We start from the raw sequence: 14,408 nt of genomic DNA on the forward strand, positions 1-14,408 counted from the left end.
ACAGCGGGGTTGATCGGGGACCCGGTCGTCATGCGCCGGAGGCGCCACCTGATCCGGGTCCGCCGGGTCCGCCGAGATCGTCGTGGCCCACGTGCTCGCCGGGTGTGGCCAGCTCCTCGACCGCCGCCGCGCCGACCACCGCGCCCGTGGACCGCTTGCCGCGCCTGAGTCTGGCTTCGAGCCAACCGGCGAAGGTGGTGAGCGTGAAGTTCAGCACGACGAAGATCACCGCGACCACGGTGAAGCTGGCGATGGTGTTCGCCCCGTAGTTCGCGCTCATCGGGCGGACCGACGCGAGCAGCTCGGAGAAGCCGAGCATCGCGCCGCCCAGCGCGGTGTCCTTCACAATGACCACCAGCTGGCTGACGATCGCCGGCAGCATCGCGGTGACCGACTGCGGCAGCAGCACATGGCGCATGACCTGGCTCTTGCGCATGCCGATCGCCTTGGCCGCGTCGGTCTGGCCCCGGGGCAGGGAGAGGATGCCGGCCCGCACGATCTCGGCGAGCACGGAGGCGTTGTAGAGGACGAGGCCGGTGACCACGGCGTACAGCGGCCGGCTGTCGGAACTGACGCCGGTGAACTCGGAGTACGCCGCGTTCGCGAAGAGCATCAGGATCAGCACCGGGATGGCGCGGAAGAACTCCACGACGGTGCCGGCCCCACCCCGCACCCACCAGTGGTCGGAGAGCCGGGCGACGCCGAAGAGAGCGCCGAGCGGCAGCGCGATGACCATGGCGAGCGCGGCGGCGACGAGCGTGTTCTTCAGCCCTGGCAGGAGGAAGGTCTGCCAGGCCCGGGAGTCCGTGAAGAACGGCCGCCACTTGGCCCACTCGAGCTGGTTCTTGTCGGCGAGGCTCTGGACCACCCACCACACGACGGCGGCGAGCGCGATGAGGAACACCACGGTGAGCAGGACGTTCTGCCGTCGGGCGCGCGGCCCCGGGGCGTCGTACAGGCGCGTGGACTCGCTCACCGCTTGACCGAGACCTTCTTGCCCACCCAGCCGAGGAACAGGCCGGTCGGCAGGGTGAGGCAGATGAATCCGAACGCGAAGATGACGGAGATGAGGATGAGCTGGGCCTCGTTCTCGATCATCACCCGCATCAGCGCCGCGGCTTCGGCGACACCGATCGCGGCGGCCACCGTGGTGTTCTTGGTCAGCGCGATCAGTACGTTCGCCAGGGGCCCCACGACGGATCGGAAGGCCTGCGGAAGGACGATGAGGCCGAGGACCTGCCGGAAGTTGAGGCCGACGGCGCGCGCCGCCTCCACCTGGCCGACCGGCACGGTGTTGATGCCGGACCGCAGCGCCTCGCAGACGAACGACGCGGTGTACGCGATGAGCCCGAGCACGGCGAGCCGGAAGTTGATCGTCTTGAAGTCGCCGCCGGCACCGAGCGTGACACCGAGCGTCTGGAACAGGCCGAGCGAGGTGAAGACGATGATCACGGTGAGCGGGATGTTCCGGACCACGTTGACGTAGGCGGTGCCGAAGCCCCGCATCAGGGGCACCGGGCTGACGCGCATGGCGGCCAGCACGGTGCCCCAGATCAGGGCGCCGACGGCGGCGTAGAAGGTGAGCTGTACGGTCACCCAGAACGCCCCGAGCACGTTGTAGCCCTCAAGAAAGTCGAACACGGGCTCCCCGCCTTCCTCTTGAGTCGGCTGCCGTCGCGCGCTCCGTGTGCCGCCGGCTTCAGCTGACGACGACGCCGATCTTGGGCGCGGGCCCGCTCTTGAAGTTCGCCGGGCCGAAGTTCTTCTTCACGGCCGCGGCCCAGGAGCCGTCCTTGACCATCTCTTCCAGGGCCTTGTTGATCTTCGGCTTGAGATCGCTGCCCTTCTGGACACCGATGCCGTAGTTCTCGTTGCTCATCTTGAAGCCGCCGAGCTTGAACTTGCCCTTGAACTCGGGTTGCGCGGCGTAGCCGGCGAGGATCGAGTTGTCGGTGGTCAGGGCGTCGATGACCCCGTTCTCCAGACCGGTCAGGCACTCCGAGTACCCGCCGTACTCCTGGAGTTGGGCCTTCGGCGCGATCCGGTCCTTGACGTTCTGCGCCGAGGTGGAGCCGGTGACCGAGCAGAGCTTCTTGTTGTTCAGGTCGGACGGCTTCTTGATGGAGTTGTCGTCCTCCCGGATCAGGACGTCCTGGTGCGCGAGGAGGTAGGGGCCGGCGAAGTCGACCTTCTTGGCGCGCTCGGGGGTGATCGAGTACGAGGCCGCGATGAAGTCGACGTCGCCGCGCTGGAGCAGCGACTCGCGGTCGGCGCTCTTGGCCTCCTTCCACTCGATGTCGCCGGCGCTGTGGCCCAGCTGCTTGGCGACGTAGGTCGCCACGTCGACGTCGAAGCCCGTGTACTTGCCGTCCGGGGTCTTCAGGCCGATGCCCGGCTGGTCGAACTTGATGCCGATGGTGATCTTCTTGCCGCTGCTGCTGCTCATCTCGGTGTCGCCGGAGGATCCGCAACCGACGGCGGTCAGGGACAGCACGAGCGTGACAGCGGCCGTGGCGGTGACCTTGTGAAGCTTCATGGGGGGTCGTCCCTAGTGCTCGGGGAACTGTGGGGAGGCGTGGGGAAGGGTTCAGTGGTGAAGGATCTTCGAGAGGAAGTCCCTGGCCCGGTCGCTACTCGGCTCGGTGAAGAACCGATCGGGCGTCGCCTCCTCCATGATCTGGCCATCCGCCATGAACACCACGCGGTTGGCGGCCGAACGGGCGAACCCCATCTCGTGGGTGACGACGACCATGGTCATTCCGTCCCGCGCGAGCTGTCGCATCACCTCGAGCACCTCGTTGATCATTTCGGGGTCGAGGGCGGAGGTCGGCTCGTCGAAGAGCATGATCTTCGGGTCCATGGCCAGGGCTCGGGCGATCGCGACGCGCTGCTGCTGGCCGCCGGAGAGCTGCGCGGGGAACTTGTCCGCCTGGGAGGCGACGCCCACCCGTTCGAGCAGCCGGTGCGCCCGCTCCTCGGCGGCCTTCTTGTCCTTCTTGCGGACCTTGACCTGGCCGAGCGTCACGTTGCCGAGCACGGTCTTGTGAGCGAAGAGGTTGAAGGACTGGAAGACCATGCCCACGTCGGCACGGAGTGCGGCCAGCTCGCGGCCCTCACCCGGCAGCGGTCTGCCGTCGATGCTGATCTCGCCGGAGTCGATGGTCTCCAGGCGGTTGATGGCGCGGCACAGCGTGGACTTCCCGCCCCCGGACGGCCCGATCACGACGACGACCTCGCCACGGGCGACGGTCAGGTCGATGTCCCGCAGGACATGGAGCTCGCCGTAGTGCTTGTTCACACGGCTCAGTACGACCAGATCGCCCGTGGCGGGGGTGGGAATCTCCTGGGACACGGCTGGCTCCCCTCGACGGCTTCATCGTCCGTCTCCCGCAGGGGAGCCGCACGCCGGAGCCGTGCCTGGGCGGGGAGCCGCGCACCGGGGCGGAGCGCGGCGGGGGTCAGCCGCGCAGCACCATGATCAGGTCGCTGACCGTGCGGATCATGGCCTCGCGCCCGACCGAGAGGTACTTGCGGGAGTCCACCGCGTCGGGGTGCGCCGCGAGGAACTCGCGGATGGCGCCGGTCATCGCGATGTTGAGCGCGGTGCCCACGTTCACCTTGGCGATGCCGCCGCGCACGGCCTCGGCCAGCTCGGTGTCGGGGACCCCGGAGGAGCCGTGCAGGACCAGCGGCACGTCGAGGCCCTCGGCCAGCCGCTTGAGCAGGTCGTGGTCCAGGGCGGCGGTGCGGGTCGTCATGGCGTGCGAGGAGCCGACCGCGACGGCGAGCGCGTCCACGCCCGCGTCGGTGACGAAGGAGCGGGCCTCGCCGGGATCGGTGCGGGCGCCGGGGGCGTGCGCGTCGAGCGGCGCGGCCCCGTCCTTGCCGCCGACCTCGCCGAGCTCGGCCTCCACCCACAGGCCGTTGGCGTGGGCCCAGTCGGCGGCGGCGCGGGTCGCGGCCAGGTTCTCGTCGTAGGGCAGCTTCGCCGCGTCGTACATGACGGAGCTGAAACCGGCGTCGGCGGCCTGGCGCAGCAGCTCGTCGCTCTGCACGTGGTCGAGGTGGAGGGCGACGTCGACGCCGGCGGACTCGGCGACTGCGGCGGCGGCGCGGGCCAGCGGCAGCAGCCGGCCGTAGCGGTAGCGCACCGCGTTCTCGCTGATCTGGAGGATCACCGGGGCCTCGACGGCCTCGGCCCCCGCGACGACGGCCTCGACGTGCTCCAGGGTGATGACGTTGAACGCGGCGACCGCGCCGCGGCGGGCGGCCGCCGCGCCGACGAGTGTCCCCGTTGTGGCGAGAGGCACGTGATGCCCCCTTTCAAGTACGGTGACGCGAGGGTCAGTTGGCGTCGAGGATCACGGAGCGCGTGAGGTGGCGCGGCTGGTCGGGGTCGAGATTGCGGCGGGCCGCGACGGCGACCGCGAGGCGCTGGGCGCGGACCAGTTCGGCCAGCGGGTCGAGGCGGCCCTCGACCCAGAGCGCGCCGGTCCCGGCGACCTGCTCGGCCAGGCCCTCGGGCGCCTCGCCGAGCATCCAGGTGGCGGTGCCCTCGGTGGTGACGCTGATGGGGCCGTGGCGGTACTCCATCGCGGGGTACGCCTCGGTCCAGGACAGGGAGGCCTCGCGCATCTTCAGCGCCGCCTCGTTGGCGAGGCCGATGGTCCAGCCGCGGCCGAGGAAGGTGAACTGCTCGCAGGCGTCGAGGCCTTCGGGCAGCGGCTCGGCGAGCGCGGTCCGGGCGTCGGCGACGGCCTGCTCGGTGTGCAGGCCCAGGTGGGCGCGGAGCAGGGTGAGCGCGGTCGTGGCGAAGCGGGTCTGCACGACGGACTGCTCGTCGGCGAAGTCGAGGACGACGAGGTCGTCGGCGGCGGTGCGGATCGGGGTCTCGGGGTCGCCGGTGATCGCGGTGGTACGGACCGTGCCCTTGAGGGCGGCGAGCAGGTCGAGGACCTCGGTGGTGGTGCCGGAGCGGGTGAGCGCGACGACGCGGTCGTAGCGGCGCCCGGCCGGGAACTCGGAGGCGGCGAAGGCGTCGGTCTCGCCCTGCCCGGACTCCTCGCGCAGCACGGCGGCGGCCTGGGCCATGAACCACGAGGTGCCGCAGCCGACGATCGCGACCCGCTCCCCCGCCTGCGGCAGCGCCGCCTTGTGCTGCGCGGCCAGGCCCGCGGCCCGCGTCCAGCACTCCGGCTGGCTGTTCAGCTCGTTCTCGACATGGCTCATGCCGTGCCCCACTCCCCGGTTCGGCGCGCTGACACAGCGCGACACATTCCCTTGCTTGTTCCTGCAAGATATAGCTATCTTTCAAGCATTATCAAGCATTCGTGCGCACACCGGCTAGGGTTCCGGTGACGAACGGGCCGCTCGACGAATGGAGACCGCGCATGTCCCGCGACGCCCGCTGGAAGTCCCTTCTCGAGCTGCTCGTCGAGCGTGGCCGGCTCGACGTGGAGGACGCGGCGACCGAGCTCGGCGTCTCGGCCGCGACGATCCGGCGCGACTTCGACCAACTGGCGGAGCAGCAGATGCTCGTGCGCACGCGCGGCGGCGCCGTCGTGCACGGCGTCAGCTACGAGCTGCCGCTGCGGTACAAGACGGCGCTGGGCGCCGCCGAGAAGCAGCGCATCGCGAAGGCGGTCGCCGAACTCCTCACGCCCGGCGAGGCGGTGGGACTCACCGGCGGCACGACGACGACCGAGGTGGCCCGCGCGCTGGCCGTCCGCCCCGACTTCTCCTCGGGCACGCCCGCGCTGACGATCGTCACGAACGCGCTGAACATCGCGAACGAGCTGGCGGTGCGCCCCCAGTTCAAGATCGTGCTCACCGGCGGCGTGGCCCGTCCGCAGTCCTACGAGCTCATCGGCCCGCTCGCCGACGGGGTGCTCGGCCAGATCACGATGGACACCGCCGTGCTCGGTGTCGTCGGCCTGGACGTCACGCACGGCGCGTCCGCGCACGACGAGGCGGAGGCCGCGATCAACCGCCTCCTGTGCGAGCGCGCCGAGCGCGTGATCGTGGCGGCGGACTCCAGCAAGCTCGGCCAGCGCGCCTTCGCCCGGATCTGCGACGTGAGCGCCCTGGACGTCCTGGTCACAGACACGGCGGCGGACCCGGAGGTCCTGGCCCGCTTCGAGGAGGCGGGCGTGACGGTGGTGGCGGTCTGAGGCACGGCAGAGGGGGCGCCTCGGGCCGGCAACAACGGCCATCGGGCCGGGGCGGGCTCGGGCCGGGGGCAGGCTCGGGCCGGTAGTTGAGCGAGCGCGGCCCGACCCGGACTCTCGAGCCGGCCGTGATCGCGGTCCGACGACCATCGCGGGGGCGAGGCTCCGGCCGGGGGCAGGCTCGGGCCGGGGGCGGGCTCGGGCCGGTAGCTGAGCGAGCGCGGCCCCACTCGAGCTCTCGGGCCGACCATGATCGCGGTCCGACGACCGTCGCGAGGGCAAGGCGCGAGCCAGGGCCGTCACGACCGAGCGGCAGGATCACCCGCACGGCGCCTCGACACCCGAACACGGGCCCACCCCGTCAGCGGTCCCGCCCCTGACGCACGTCGCGCCGCGACGGTGGCCGGCGGCCGACCCGCCCCGGAGCCGAGCCGGACTCCTGCCGCCTCGACCTCACCGCGCGGCCACGCTCCGGATCGGCACCGGCACCGTGCCCACTCGCCCGGACTGCGGGCCACGTCTCACTCAGGCCGTCTTGTCCCGCCCCGCCGCACACCCCTACCCTGAGTTTGTGCCGCTACTGAACAAACCTCGGACCGTCAACGCCGACGCCCCGCGTACGACCGCGCTGACCCGGCTCCGCATCGCCCTGACCGTGTTCTTCGCCCTCGACGGGTTCGTCTTCGCCGGATGGGTGGTGCGGATTCCGGCGATCAAGGCGCAGACCGGGGCCTCCGCGAGTGCACTCGGACTCGCCCTGCTCGGGGTGTCGGCCGGGGCCGTGGTGACGATGATGCTGACGGGGCGGTTGTGCCGCCGGTTCGGCAGTCACACGGTCACGGTCGCCTGTGGCGTCCTGCTCCCGCTGACCGTGGCCCTGCCGCCGCTCACCCACAGCCCCCTCGCGCTCGGCCTGGTGCTGCTCGCGTTCGGCGCCGCGTACGGCGGCATCAACGTGGCGATGAACAGCGCCGCCGTCGACCTGGTCGCCGCGCTGCGCCGCCCGGTGATGCCGAGTTTCCACGCCGCGTTCAGCCTGGGCGGCATGCTGGGTTCGGGCCTCGGCGGGCTGGTCGCGGGGCACCTCTCCCCCACCCGGCACCTTCTGGCGATCACCGTGATCGGCCTGGTCGTCACCGCAGTCACGGCCCCGGCCCTTCTGCGCACCCCTGCCCCGCGCCCGCCGGAGCAGCTCCCGGCCCCCGCCGGACAACCCCGGGAGACACGGCGCGGCACCCGCGGCATCGTGCTGGTCTTCGGCCTCATCGCCCTGTGCACGGCGTACGGGGAGGGCGCGCTCGCGGACTGGAGCGCGCTGCACATGGAGCGGGACCTGGGCGCCCACCCGGGCGTCGCGGCGGCCGGCTACGCGTGCTTCGCGTTCGCCATGACGATCGGCCGGCTCAGCGGCACGGCACTGCTCGAACGGCTCGGCAGGACCCGGACGCTGGTGGCGGGCGGGGCGACGGGCGCGGCCGGCATGCTGCTCGGCGCCCTCGCACCCTCCGTCTGGCTCACCCTGGCCGGATTCGTGATCACCGGGATCGGCCTCGCGAACCTCTTCCCGGTCGCGGTCGAGCGAGCCGGGGCGCTCGCGGGCCCGACGGGGGTCGCGGCCGCGTCGACGCTCGGCTACGGCGGGATGCTGCTCGGGCCGCCGGCCATCGGCTTCATGGCGGACTGGTTCTCGCTGCCGACGGCGCTCACCAGCGTGGCGCTGCTCGCGGCGGTGGCGGCGACGATCGGGTTCGCGACGCGGCGGGTGGCGGTCGGCGGTTGAGCCCTTGGCGGCCGGAGGGCTCGGGGCGCGTGACGGACAGGCCGGCGTGACGGCCCGGTCCGCGCCCGCGTACGGCGACGGGCCGGTCGGGGACAACGACATCACCCCGCCCGGCCCGCCCGAAGACCCCTAGAGATCCCGGAAGCCTTAGAGATCCTGGCAGCCTTAGAGGCCCTAGAGGTCCTAGAGGTCCTAGAGGTCCAACTGATACTGGTGCGTCGTGTGCGTCGGCACGTATCCGAGGCTGTCGTTGATGTGCCGCATGTACGCGTTGCTGTCCGCCGTGTCGGTCAGCAGGCCGCCGAGGCCCGGGACGTCCCGGTGGGCCCGGCGGATCGACTCGGCCTTCATCCACCGGCCGAGGCCGTGACCCCGGTGCTCGGGCAGGACGCCCGTGCCGTAGTGCTGACCGTCACCGGTGCCGTCGCCGGGCGTGACGAGTTCGGTGAACCCGGCGATGGAGCCGTCCGCGGTGTCGACGGCCACGACGGTGTCCAGCCGGTCGCCGCGCTCCGCGACGGCCCGCGCCACGGCGCGGACCCGGTCCACGTCCCAGGTCACGGTGCCGTAGTCGGTGTCGTCCATGGGCATGTCGTCCATGGCACGGCGCGATGCGGCGAACGTGGGCGCCAGGTCGTCGGGGACGGTGCCCTGCCAGGACTCCAGCCGGTAGCCCGGGTGCGGACGCTCGACGATCTCCGCGAGTGCGGCGGTGTCCACGTCGGCCAGCGGCAGCCGGGCGTACCTCAGGGTGAGGACCTTGCGGAAACCGCGCGCGGGCAGGAACCGGTCGGCGGACGAGCCTTCGTCGGCCTGCGCGACGACGCTGCGCCGGGCCTCGTCCCGGGCGGCGGCCACAGCGGCGTCGAGCAGTCGGGAGCCGACGTTCTTGCGGCGCTCCGCGGGGTGGACGCGCAGCGTCAGTTCGGCCAGGTGCTCCTGGCCGGGGTCGGTGAACAGACGCAGGAACGCGGTGCCGACGGGGTGGCCGTCGGCATCGGACGCCAGCCATGCCAGACGCCGGCTGTGCGGTCCGTCGGCGGGGTCGGTCAGCGGGGTGAGGTGCAGCGACAAGGTGTCTCCGTGATGAGGGTGCGGCCATGGGCGGTACGCGGGTCCAGCTGCCGGGCACTCCTGCGCATGTGCTCCACACCTCCTCGTCGACGGCGCCGATCCTCCCGAACGGGCGGACGGCGGACCGAACTTAGCCGCTCCTCCCGTCCCCGGCAACGCGTTTGAGGCCACAGGAAGGCGGAGGAAAACACCTGCCCCGGAGCGGGCTCCACCCGGCACACTCACCGCATGGACATCGCCGAACACCTTCAGGCCCTCGACCGGGAGGGCCACGCGCTCGCGGACGCCGCCGAGCGGGCCGGGACCGACGCCAAGGTGCCCACCTGCCCCGACTGGCAGGTCCGCGACCTGCTGCGGCACACGGGCATGGTGCACCGCTGGGCCGCGGCCTTCGTCGCGGAGGGCCACACCTCGTACCACCCCGACGGAGGGCTTCCCGATCTCGACGGGGACGCGCTGATCGCCTGGTTCCGGGAGGGGCACGCGCGGCTCGTGGACACGCTCACGCGGGCCCGGCCCGACGTGGCGTGCTGGAGCTTCCTGCCCGCCCCGTCGCCGCTCGCGTTCTGGGCGCGGCGTCAGGCGCACGAGACGACCGTGCACCGCGTGGACGCCCAGTCGGCGCTCGCGACCGCGCCGGACCCCGTCCCGCGCGAGCTCGCCGTCGACGGGATCGAGGAACTGCTCCTCGGGATGCACGCGCGCCCCAAGAGCCGGGTCCGGTCCGACGTGCCCAAGGTGCTGCGGGTGCGCGCGACGGACGCGGACCGCGTCTGGACCGTGCGGATCAGCCAGGATCCCCCGGCGACCGAGGCCGGTGACACGGGCGAGGCGGACTGCGAAGTGACCGGGTCCGCCGCGCGGTTGTACGTGGCGCTGTGGAACCGCGCCCCGTTCCCGTCCGTGAGCGGCGACGCCACCGTCGCCACGCTGTGGCGGGAGAACTCGGCGATCACCTGGAGCTGAGCCGGTGGGCCGCGCGGGCCGTCAGGCGCCGGACTCCAGCATCCGGCTCAGTACGGCCCGCTGCAGCGGCCGCACCTCGGTGTGCAGCGCGCGCCCCTTCGGGGTCAGGCACACCCGTACTCCGCGACGGTCCTCGCTGCACATGCCGCGCGCGACGAGGCCGTCCTTCTCCAGGCGGCCGATGAGCCGGGACAGGGCGCTCTGGCTCAGGTGGACCTGGCCGGCGATCTCCTGCACACGGAACCCGGCGGAGTCGTCCTGCGGGGTGCCCTCGGCGAGCACGTCGAGCACCTCGAAGTCGCTGGCGCCCAGGCCGTGTCCGTGCAGCTCGCGATCGAGCTCACACATGGTGCGCGCGTGCTTGGCGAGGATGTCCCGCCATTGATCCACGAGGCCCGCGCCGGCCCTCGCTCCCGACTCCTGTGCCGTCATAACCGCACCGTAGCAGAAAAGACGCCCTTTGTTGCATCGGAATTAAATGCACTTGCAGTCAATGCATGTGCATGTAGTGTGCTGCACATGACCTCTCCGCTCACCGACGCCGCGGCGTCCGCTCCGTCGTCCCCGGAGCCGACCGCCAAGGCTCAGTCGACCGCACCGGATCAGTCCCACTGGTCGCCCCGGCTGTGGGGGACCCTGCTCGTCCTCTGTGCCGCGATGTTCCTCGACGCGCTCGACGTCTCGATGGTCGGCGTCGCCCTGCCCTCGATCGGCACCGAACTCGGCCTGTCGACGGCGACCCTCCAGTGGGTCGTCAGCGGCTACATCCTGGGCTACGGCGGCCTGCTGCTGCTCGGCGGCCGCGCGGCCGACCTGCTCGGACGCCGCCGCGTCTTCCTGATCGCGCTCGGCGTCTTCGCCCTGGCCTCCGTGCTCGGCGGACTCGTCGACTCGGGTCCGCTGCTGATCGCCAGCCGCTTCATCAAGGGCCTCAGCGCGGCCTTCACCGCACCGGCCGGCCTCTCCATCATCACGACGACGTTCGCCGAGGGCCCGGTCCGCAACCGCGCCCTGTCCATCTACACCACCTGCGCCGCCACCGGCTTCTCCATGGGCCTGGTCCTGTCCGGGCTGCTCACCGAGGCCAGCTGGCGCCTGACGATGCTGCTGCCCGCGCCGATCGCCCTGATCGCCCTGCTCCTCGGCATCAAGCTCATCCCGCACAGCGCCAAGGAGGAGAACCACCGCGGCTACGACGTCCCGGGCGCCGTCACCGGCACCCTGTCGATGCTGCTCCTCGTCTACACCGTGGTCCAGGCGCCCGAGGCCGGCTGGGGCTCGCCCCGCACCCTCCTCTCCTTCCTCGCCGTCGCCGTCCTTCTCACCCTCTTCGTCCGCATCGAGCGGCGCTCGCCCGGCCCGCTCATCCGGCTCGGCGTACTGCGCTCCGGCTCGCAGATCCGGGCCCAGCTCGGCGCCATGACCTTCTTCGGCTCGTACGTCAGCTTCCAGTTCCTCGCGACGCTGTACCTGCAGTCCCTGCTCGGCTGGTCGGCGCTCAGCATGGCGCTGGCGTTCCTGCCGGCGGGTGCGCTGGTGGCGCTGTCCTCGACGAAGGTCGGCGCGATCGTGGACCGGTTCGGCACGCCGCGGCTGATCGCCGTCGGGTTCGGGCTGATGGTCGTCGGTTACGCGCTCTTCCTCCGGATCAACCTCGACCCCGTCTACGCGGTCGTGATCCTGCCGACGATGCTGCTGATCGGCGCCGCGTGCGCCCTGGTCTTCCCGTCCCTCAACATCCAGGCCACCAATGGCGTCGACGACGACGAACAGGGCATGGTCTCCGGCCTCCTGAACACGTCCGTGCAGGTGGGCGGGGCGATCTTCCTGGCCGTCGTGACCGCGGTCGTCACCGCGAACGCGCCGAAGGGCTCCTCCCCGCAGGCCGTCCTCGACAGCTTCCGACCGGGCCTCGTGGTGGTCACCGCGATCGCGGTGGCGGGCCTGCTGATCACCCTGCCGGGGCTGCGGCGCAGCCGGTCGCGGGACTCGGTGGTCGTGGCGCGCTCGGTGCCGGAGGCAGCGGAGGACCGCGTCCCCGTACGGGACTGATCCCGCCCCGCACACGAGGGACCGGCACGCCACGGGGGTGCGAGCCGGTCCCTCTCCCCGTACCGCCCCGCGTCAGCCCAGCCAGCCCGGGCGGACCAGTCCCGATTCGTAGGCCAGGACGACGAGCTGGGCCCGGTCGCGCGCCCCGAGCTTCACCATCGCCCGGCTCACATGGGTCTTCGCCGTGAGGGGGCTGACGACGAGCCGTCGCGCGATCTCCTCGTTGGACAGCCCGATCCCGACCAGCGCCATCACCTCCCGCTCCCGCTCCGTGAGCTCCGCGAGCGACGCCGCGGCCGACGGCTCCTTCGACCGCGCGGCGAACTCCGAGATGAGCCGGCGCGTCACCCCGGGAGACAACAGCGCGTCCCCGTGCACGACGGCCCGCACCGCCCGCAGCAGCTCGTCCGGCTCGGTGTCCTTGACGAGGAACCCGGACGCCCCGGCGCGGATCGCCTCGAAGACGTACTCGTCGAGCTCGAAGGTCGTCAGCATGACGACGCGCACGGCCGACAGGTGCGGGTCGTCACCGATGCGCCGGGTCGCCGCGAGCCCGTCGAGCAGCGGCATCCGGATGTCCATGAGCACGACGTCGGGCCGCAGTTCACGGACCATCCGCACCGCCGCCTCCCCGTCGGCGGCCTCGCCCGCCACCTCGATGTCGGGCTGGGCGTCGAGCAGCGCCTTGAATCCGGCGCGGACCAGCGACTGGTCGTCGGCGAGCAGGACGCGGATCAACGGGGGGCCTCCGATGTCGGTTCGGGCGCCGACGACGCGGCGGGCGGGGTACGCGGCAGCGTGGCGACAACCTGGAATCCGCCGTCGGCCCGCGGACCCGCCTCGATGGTGCCACCGAGCGCCGCGGCCCGCTCCCGCATTCCGGCGAGACCGTTGCCGCTGCCGCCGGCCTCGGCGTGACTCGCGGGCCCGTCGTCGTCGACGGTGAGGGTCACCGCGTCGGCGTCGTGCCGCACCCGCACCCGGGCCCGCCGGGACCCGGAGTGCCGTACGACGTTGGTGAGCGCCTCCTGCACGATGCGGAAGGCGGCGAGATCGGCCCCGGGCGCGAGCGGCACCGGTTTCCCCTCCGTGCCGACGTCGACGGTGAGTCCGGCGTGGCCCGCCTGCTCGACGAGTTCGGGCAGGCGGTCGAGTCCGGGGGCCGGGGTGCGGGGCGCGTCGCCGGGCGTGCGCAGGGTGTCGAGGACCTGGCGCACCTCGCCGAGGGCCTCCTTGCTGGCGGCTTTGATGGTGGTGAGGGCGGTGCGGGCCTGCTCCGGGTCGCCGTCGAGGAGGGCAAGTCCGACGCCCGCCTGCACGTTGATCACGGAGAGGGAGTGGGCGAGGACGTCGTGGAGTTCGCGGGCGATCCGCAGCCGTTCCTCGTCGGCCCGGCGGCGTGCGGCCCGCTCCCGCTCGGCACGGGCCTGCTGCCACTGCTCGCGGCGGGCCCGGGCCAGTTCGGCGACGGCGACGACGGCCAGCACCCACGCGAGGATGAGCCCTTCCTGCCCCCAGGACGCGGCGTCGTCGTGGGCGGGCGGCAGGTGCGGGTAGAGCCAGTGCGCGAGGACCAGATGCCCGGCCCAGAGCAGCCCGACCGCACCCCACGCGGCCCACCGGTACCCGGCGACGATCGCGGAGAAGCAGGCCAGCGCCACGGTGAGGAAGACGGGCCCGTACGGATATCCGGCGCCCAGGTAGACGAGCGCCGCGACGGCCGTGCCGAAGGCCACGGCGACGGGGTACCGCTGCCGCCACAGCAGCGAGAGCCCGCCCGCGATCAGCAGAAGGCGGGCGAACACGTCGAGCGGGACGCGGTCGGTCTGGCCGTGTCCGGCGAAGGTCGATCCGAGGAGCACGAACGCGGTGACCAGCAGCGTGGACCGCCACGGCCACCGCGTCCCGCCGGTCCGGTTCCACCAGGCGGGCCCCTGGTTCCACCACCCGGGCCCCGGCCGCCTCCACGGCGGGGGGGGGGGGGGGGGGGGGGGGGGGGGGGCGCCCGGCCGCGGGCGGCGGGGGGGCGGGGCGGCGCGCCCGCCCCCCCGCCCCCCCCCCCCCCCCCCCCCCCCCCCGGGGGGGCGCCCCCGGGGGGGGGGGGGGGGCCCCCCGCCGGCGCGCTCGCGTCGTTCGTCCATGCCGCCACGCTAAGGGCCAGGGCCCGCGACCGGCGTCAGCCGGGCGTGGCGATCACGCATACTCCCGGCGGAGTACGCGCCCGCCGCACGCACCTCCGCGTCAACCCGATGGCCCACGCCGTGGGCAAGCCACCACGCGGCCCGCCCGGACGAGGCGAAAGTCGCCCTCACCCGGCAGAGGCTGTCCGAACACCTCGCCCACCACGCCGGTACGCAAGCCCGAACTCA

At 72.5% G+C, this 14,408-nt stretch carries 14 protein-coding genes; 4 read left to right on the plus strand and 10 right to left on the minus strand.

Annotation, left to right across the window (positions count from 1 at the left end):
* Positions 1 to 28: 28 nt before the first annotated feature.
* The 6 genes from ACIBTU_RS35845 to ACIBTU_RS35870 all read right to left on the minus strand — a co-directional run bounded on the left by ACIBTU_RS35845 (position 29) and on the right by ACIBTU_RS35870 (position 5,229).
* Positions 29 to 976 (minus strand): amino acid ABC transporter permease, encoded by a 948-nt coding sequence (locus tag ACIBTU_RS35845; protein WP_399130884.1) that lies wholly within the window; start codon positions 974 to 976, stop codon positions 29 to 31.
* Positions 973 to 1,641: an amino acid ABC transporter permease gene (locus ACIBTU_RS35850; RefSeq protein ID WP_399130885.1), complete on the minus strand. Its 669-nt coding sequence runs from the start codon at positions 1,639 to 1,641 to the stop codon at positions 973 to 975. The genes ACIBTU_RS35845 and ACIBTU_RS35850 overlap by 4 nt, the downstream gene beginning before the upstream one ends.
* A 58-nt stretch (positions 1,642 to 1,699) precedes the next feature.
* Entirely contained in the window at positions 1,700 to 2,536 is an 837-nt protein-coding gene (locus ACIBTU_RS35855) for a glutamate ABC transporter substrate-binding protein (protein ID WP_399130886.1), read from the minus strand.
* Positions 2,537 to 2,587: 51 nt separating this feature from the next.
* A complete protein-coding gene (locus ACIBTU_RS35860; RefSeq protein WP_399130918.1) occupies positions 2,588 to 3,316 on the minus strand; it encodes an amino acid ABC transporter ATP-binding protein in 729 nt (242 codons plus the stop codon).
* A gap of 142 nt (positions 3,317 to 3,458) precedes the next feature.
* Positions 3,459 to 4,310 (minus strand): ketose-bisphosphate aldolase, encoded by an 852-nt coding sequence (locus tag ACIBTU_RS35865; protein ID WP_399130887.1) that lies wholly within the window; start codon positions 4,308 to 4,310, stop codon positions 3,459 to 3,461.
* Between the two features lie 34 nt (positions 4,311 to 4,344).
* The gene (locus tag ACIBTU_RS35870) at positions 4,345 to 5,229 is read right to left on the minus strand and encodes an SIS domain-containing protein (RefSeq protein ID WP_399130888.1); all 885 of its coding nucleotides are present in this window, start codon (positions 5,227 to 5,229) and stop codon (positions 4,345 to 4,347) included.
* Positions 5,230 to 5,390: 161 nt separating this feature from the next.
* On the opposite strand from ACIBTU_RS35870, the gene ACIBTU_RS35875 reads away from it, so the two are divergent.
* Positions 5,391 to 6,170 carry a DeoR/GlpR family DNA-binding transcription regulator gene (locus ACIBTU_RS35875; protein WP_399130889.1) on the plus strand — a complete coding sequence of 260 codons (780 nt, stop codon included), beginning with the start codon at positions 5,391 to 5,393 and terminating at the stop codon, positions 6,168 to 6,170.
* Positions 6,171 to 6,738: 568 nt separating this feature from the next.
* Positions 6,739 to 7,947 carry an MFS transporter gene (locus ACIBTU_RS35880; protein ID WP_399130890.1) on the plus strand — a complete coding sequence of 403 codons (1,209 nt, stop codon included), beginning with the start codon at positions 6,739 to 6,741 and terminating at the stop codon, positions 7,945 to 7,947.
* A gap of 192 nt (positions 7,948 to 8,139) precedes the next feature.
* Here the strand turns inward: ACIBTU_RS35880 and ACIBTU_RS35885 are convergent, their stop codons facing one another.
* On the minus strand, positions 8,140 to 9,021 hold the full coding sequence (locus ACIBTU_RS35885) for a GNAT family N-acetyltransferase (RefSeq protein ID WP_399130891.1): 882 nt from the start codon (positions 9,019 to 9,021) through the stop codon (positions 8,140 to 8,142).
* A gap of 228 nt (positions 9,022 to 9,249) precedes the next feature.
* Between ACIBTU_RS35885 and ACIBTU_RS35890 the strand changes: the two genes are divergently transcribed.
* Positions 9,250 to 9,987, plus strand: coding sequence for a maleylpyruvate isomerase family mycothiol-dependent enzyme (locus ACIBTU_RS35890; RefSeq protein WP_399130892.1), 738 nt, complete (start codon positions 9,250 to 9,252; stop codon positions 9,985 to 9,987).
* A gap of 21 nt (positions 9,988 to 10,008) precedes the next feature.
* On the opposite strand, the gene ACIBTU_RS35895 is transcribed toward ACIBTU_RS35890, so the two are convergent.
* Complete coding sequence (locus ACIBTU_RS35895) at positions 10,009 to 10,419, minus strand: MarR family winged helix-turn-helix transcriptional regulator (RefSeq protein WP_399130893.1); 411 nt, start codon at positions 10,417 to 10,419, stop codon at positions 10,009 to 10,011.
* An 87-nt stretch (positions 10,420 to 10,506) separates the two neighbouring features.
* Here ACIBTU_RS35895 and ACIBTU_RS35900 point away from each other — a divergent pair, with 87 nt between their 5' ends.
* A complete protein-coding gene (locus ACIBTU_RS35900) occupies positions 10,507 to 12,039 on the plus strand; it encodes an MFS transporter (RefSeq protein WP_399130894.1) in 1,533 nt (510 codons plus the stop codon).
* A 72-nt stretch (positions 12,040 to 12,111) separates the two neighbouring features.
* On the opposite strand, the gene ACIBTU_RS35905 is transcribed toward ACIBTU_RS35900, so the two are convergent.
* Together ACIBTU_RS35905 and ACIBTU_RS35910 are read right to left on the minus strand one after the other, a co-directional pair.
* On the minus strand, positions 12,112 to 12,777 hold the full coding sequence (locus tag ACIBTU_RS35905) for a response regulator (RefSeq protein ID WP_399130895.1): 666 nt from the start codon (positions 12,775 to 12,777) through the stop codon (positions 12,112 to 12,114).
* Positions 12,774 to 14,180, minus strand: a complete 1,407-nt coding sequence (locus ACIBTU_RS35910; RefSeq protein ID WP_399130896.1) for a sensor histidine kinase — start codon at positions 14,178 to 14,180, stop codon at positions 12,774 to 12,776. The genes ACIBTU_RS35905 and ACIBTU_RS35910 overlap by 4 nt, the downstream gene beginning before the upstream one ends.
* Positions 14,181 to 14,408 lie beyond the last annotated feature (228 nt).

This window comes from Streptomyces sp. NPDC050145 (assembly GCF_044460245.1).
GTDB lineage: Bacteria > Actinomycetota > Actinomycetes > Streptomycetales > Streptomycetaceae > Streptomyces.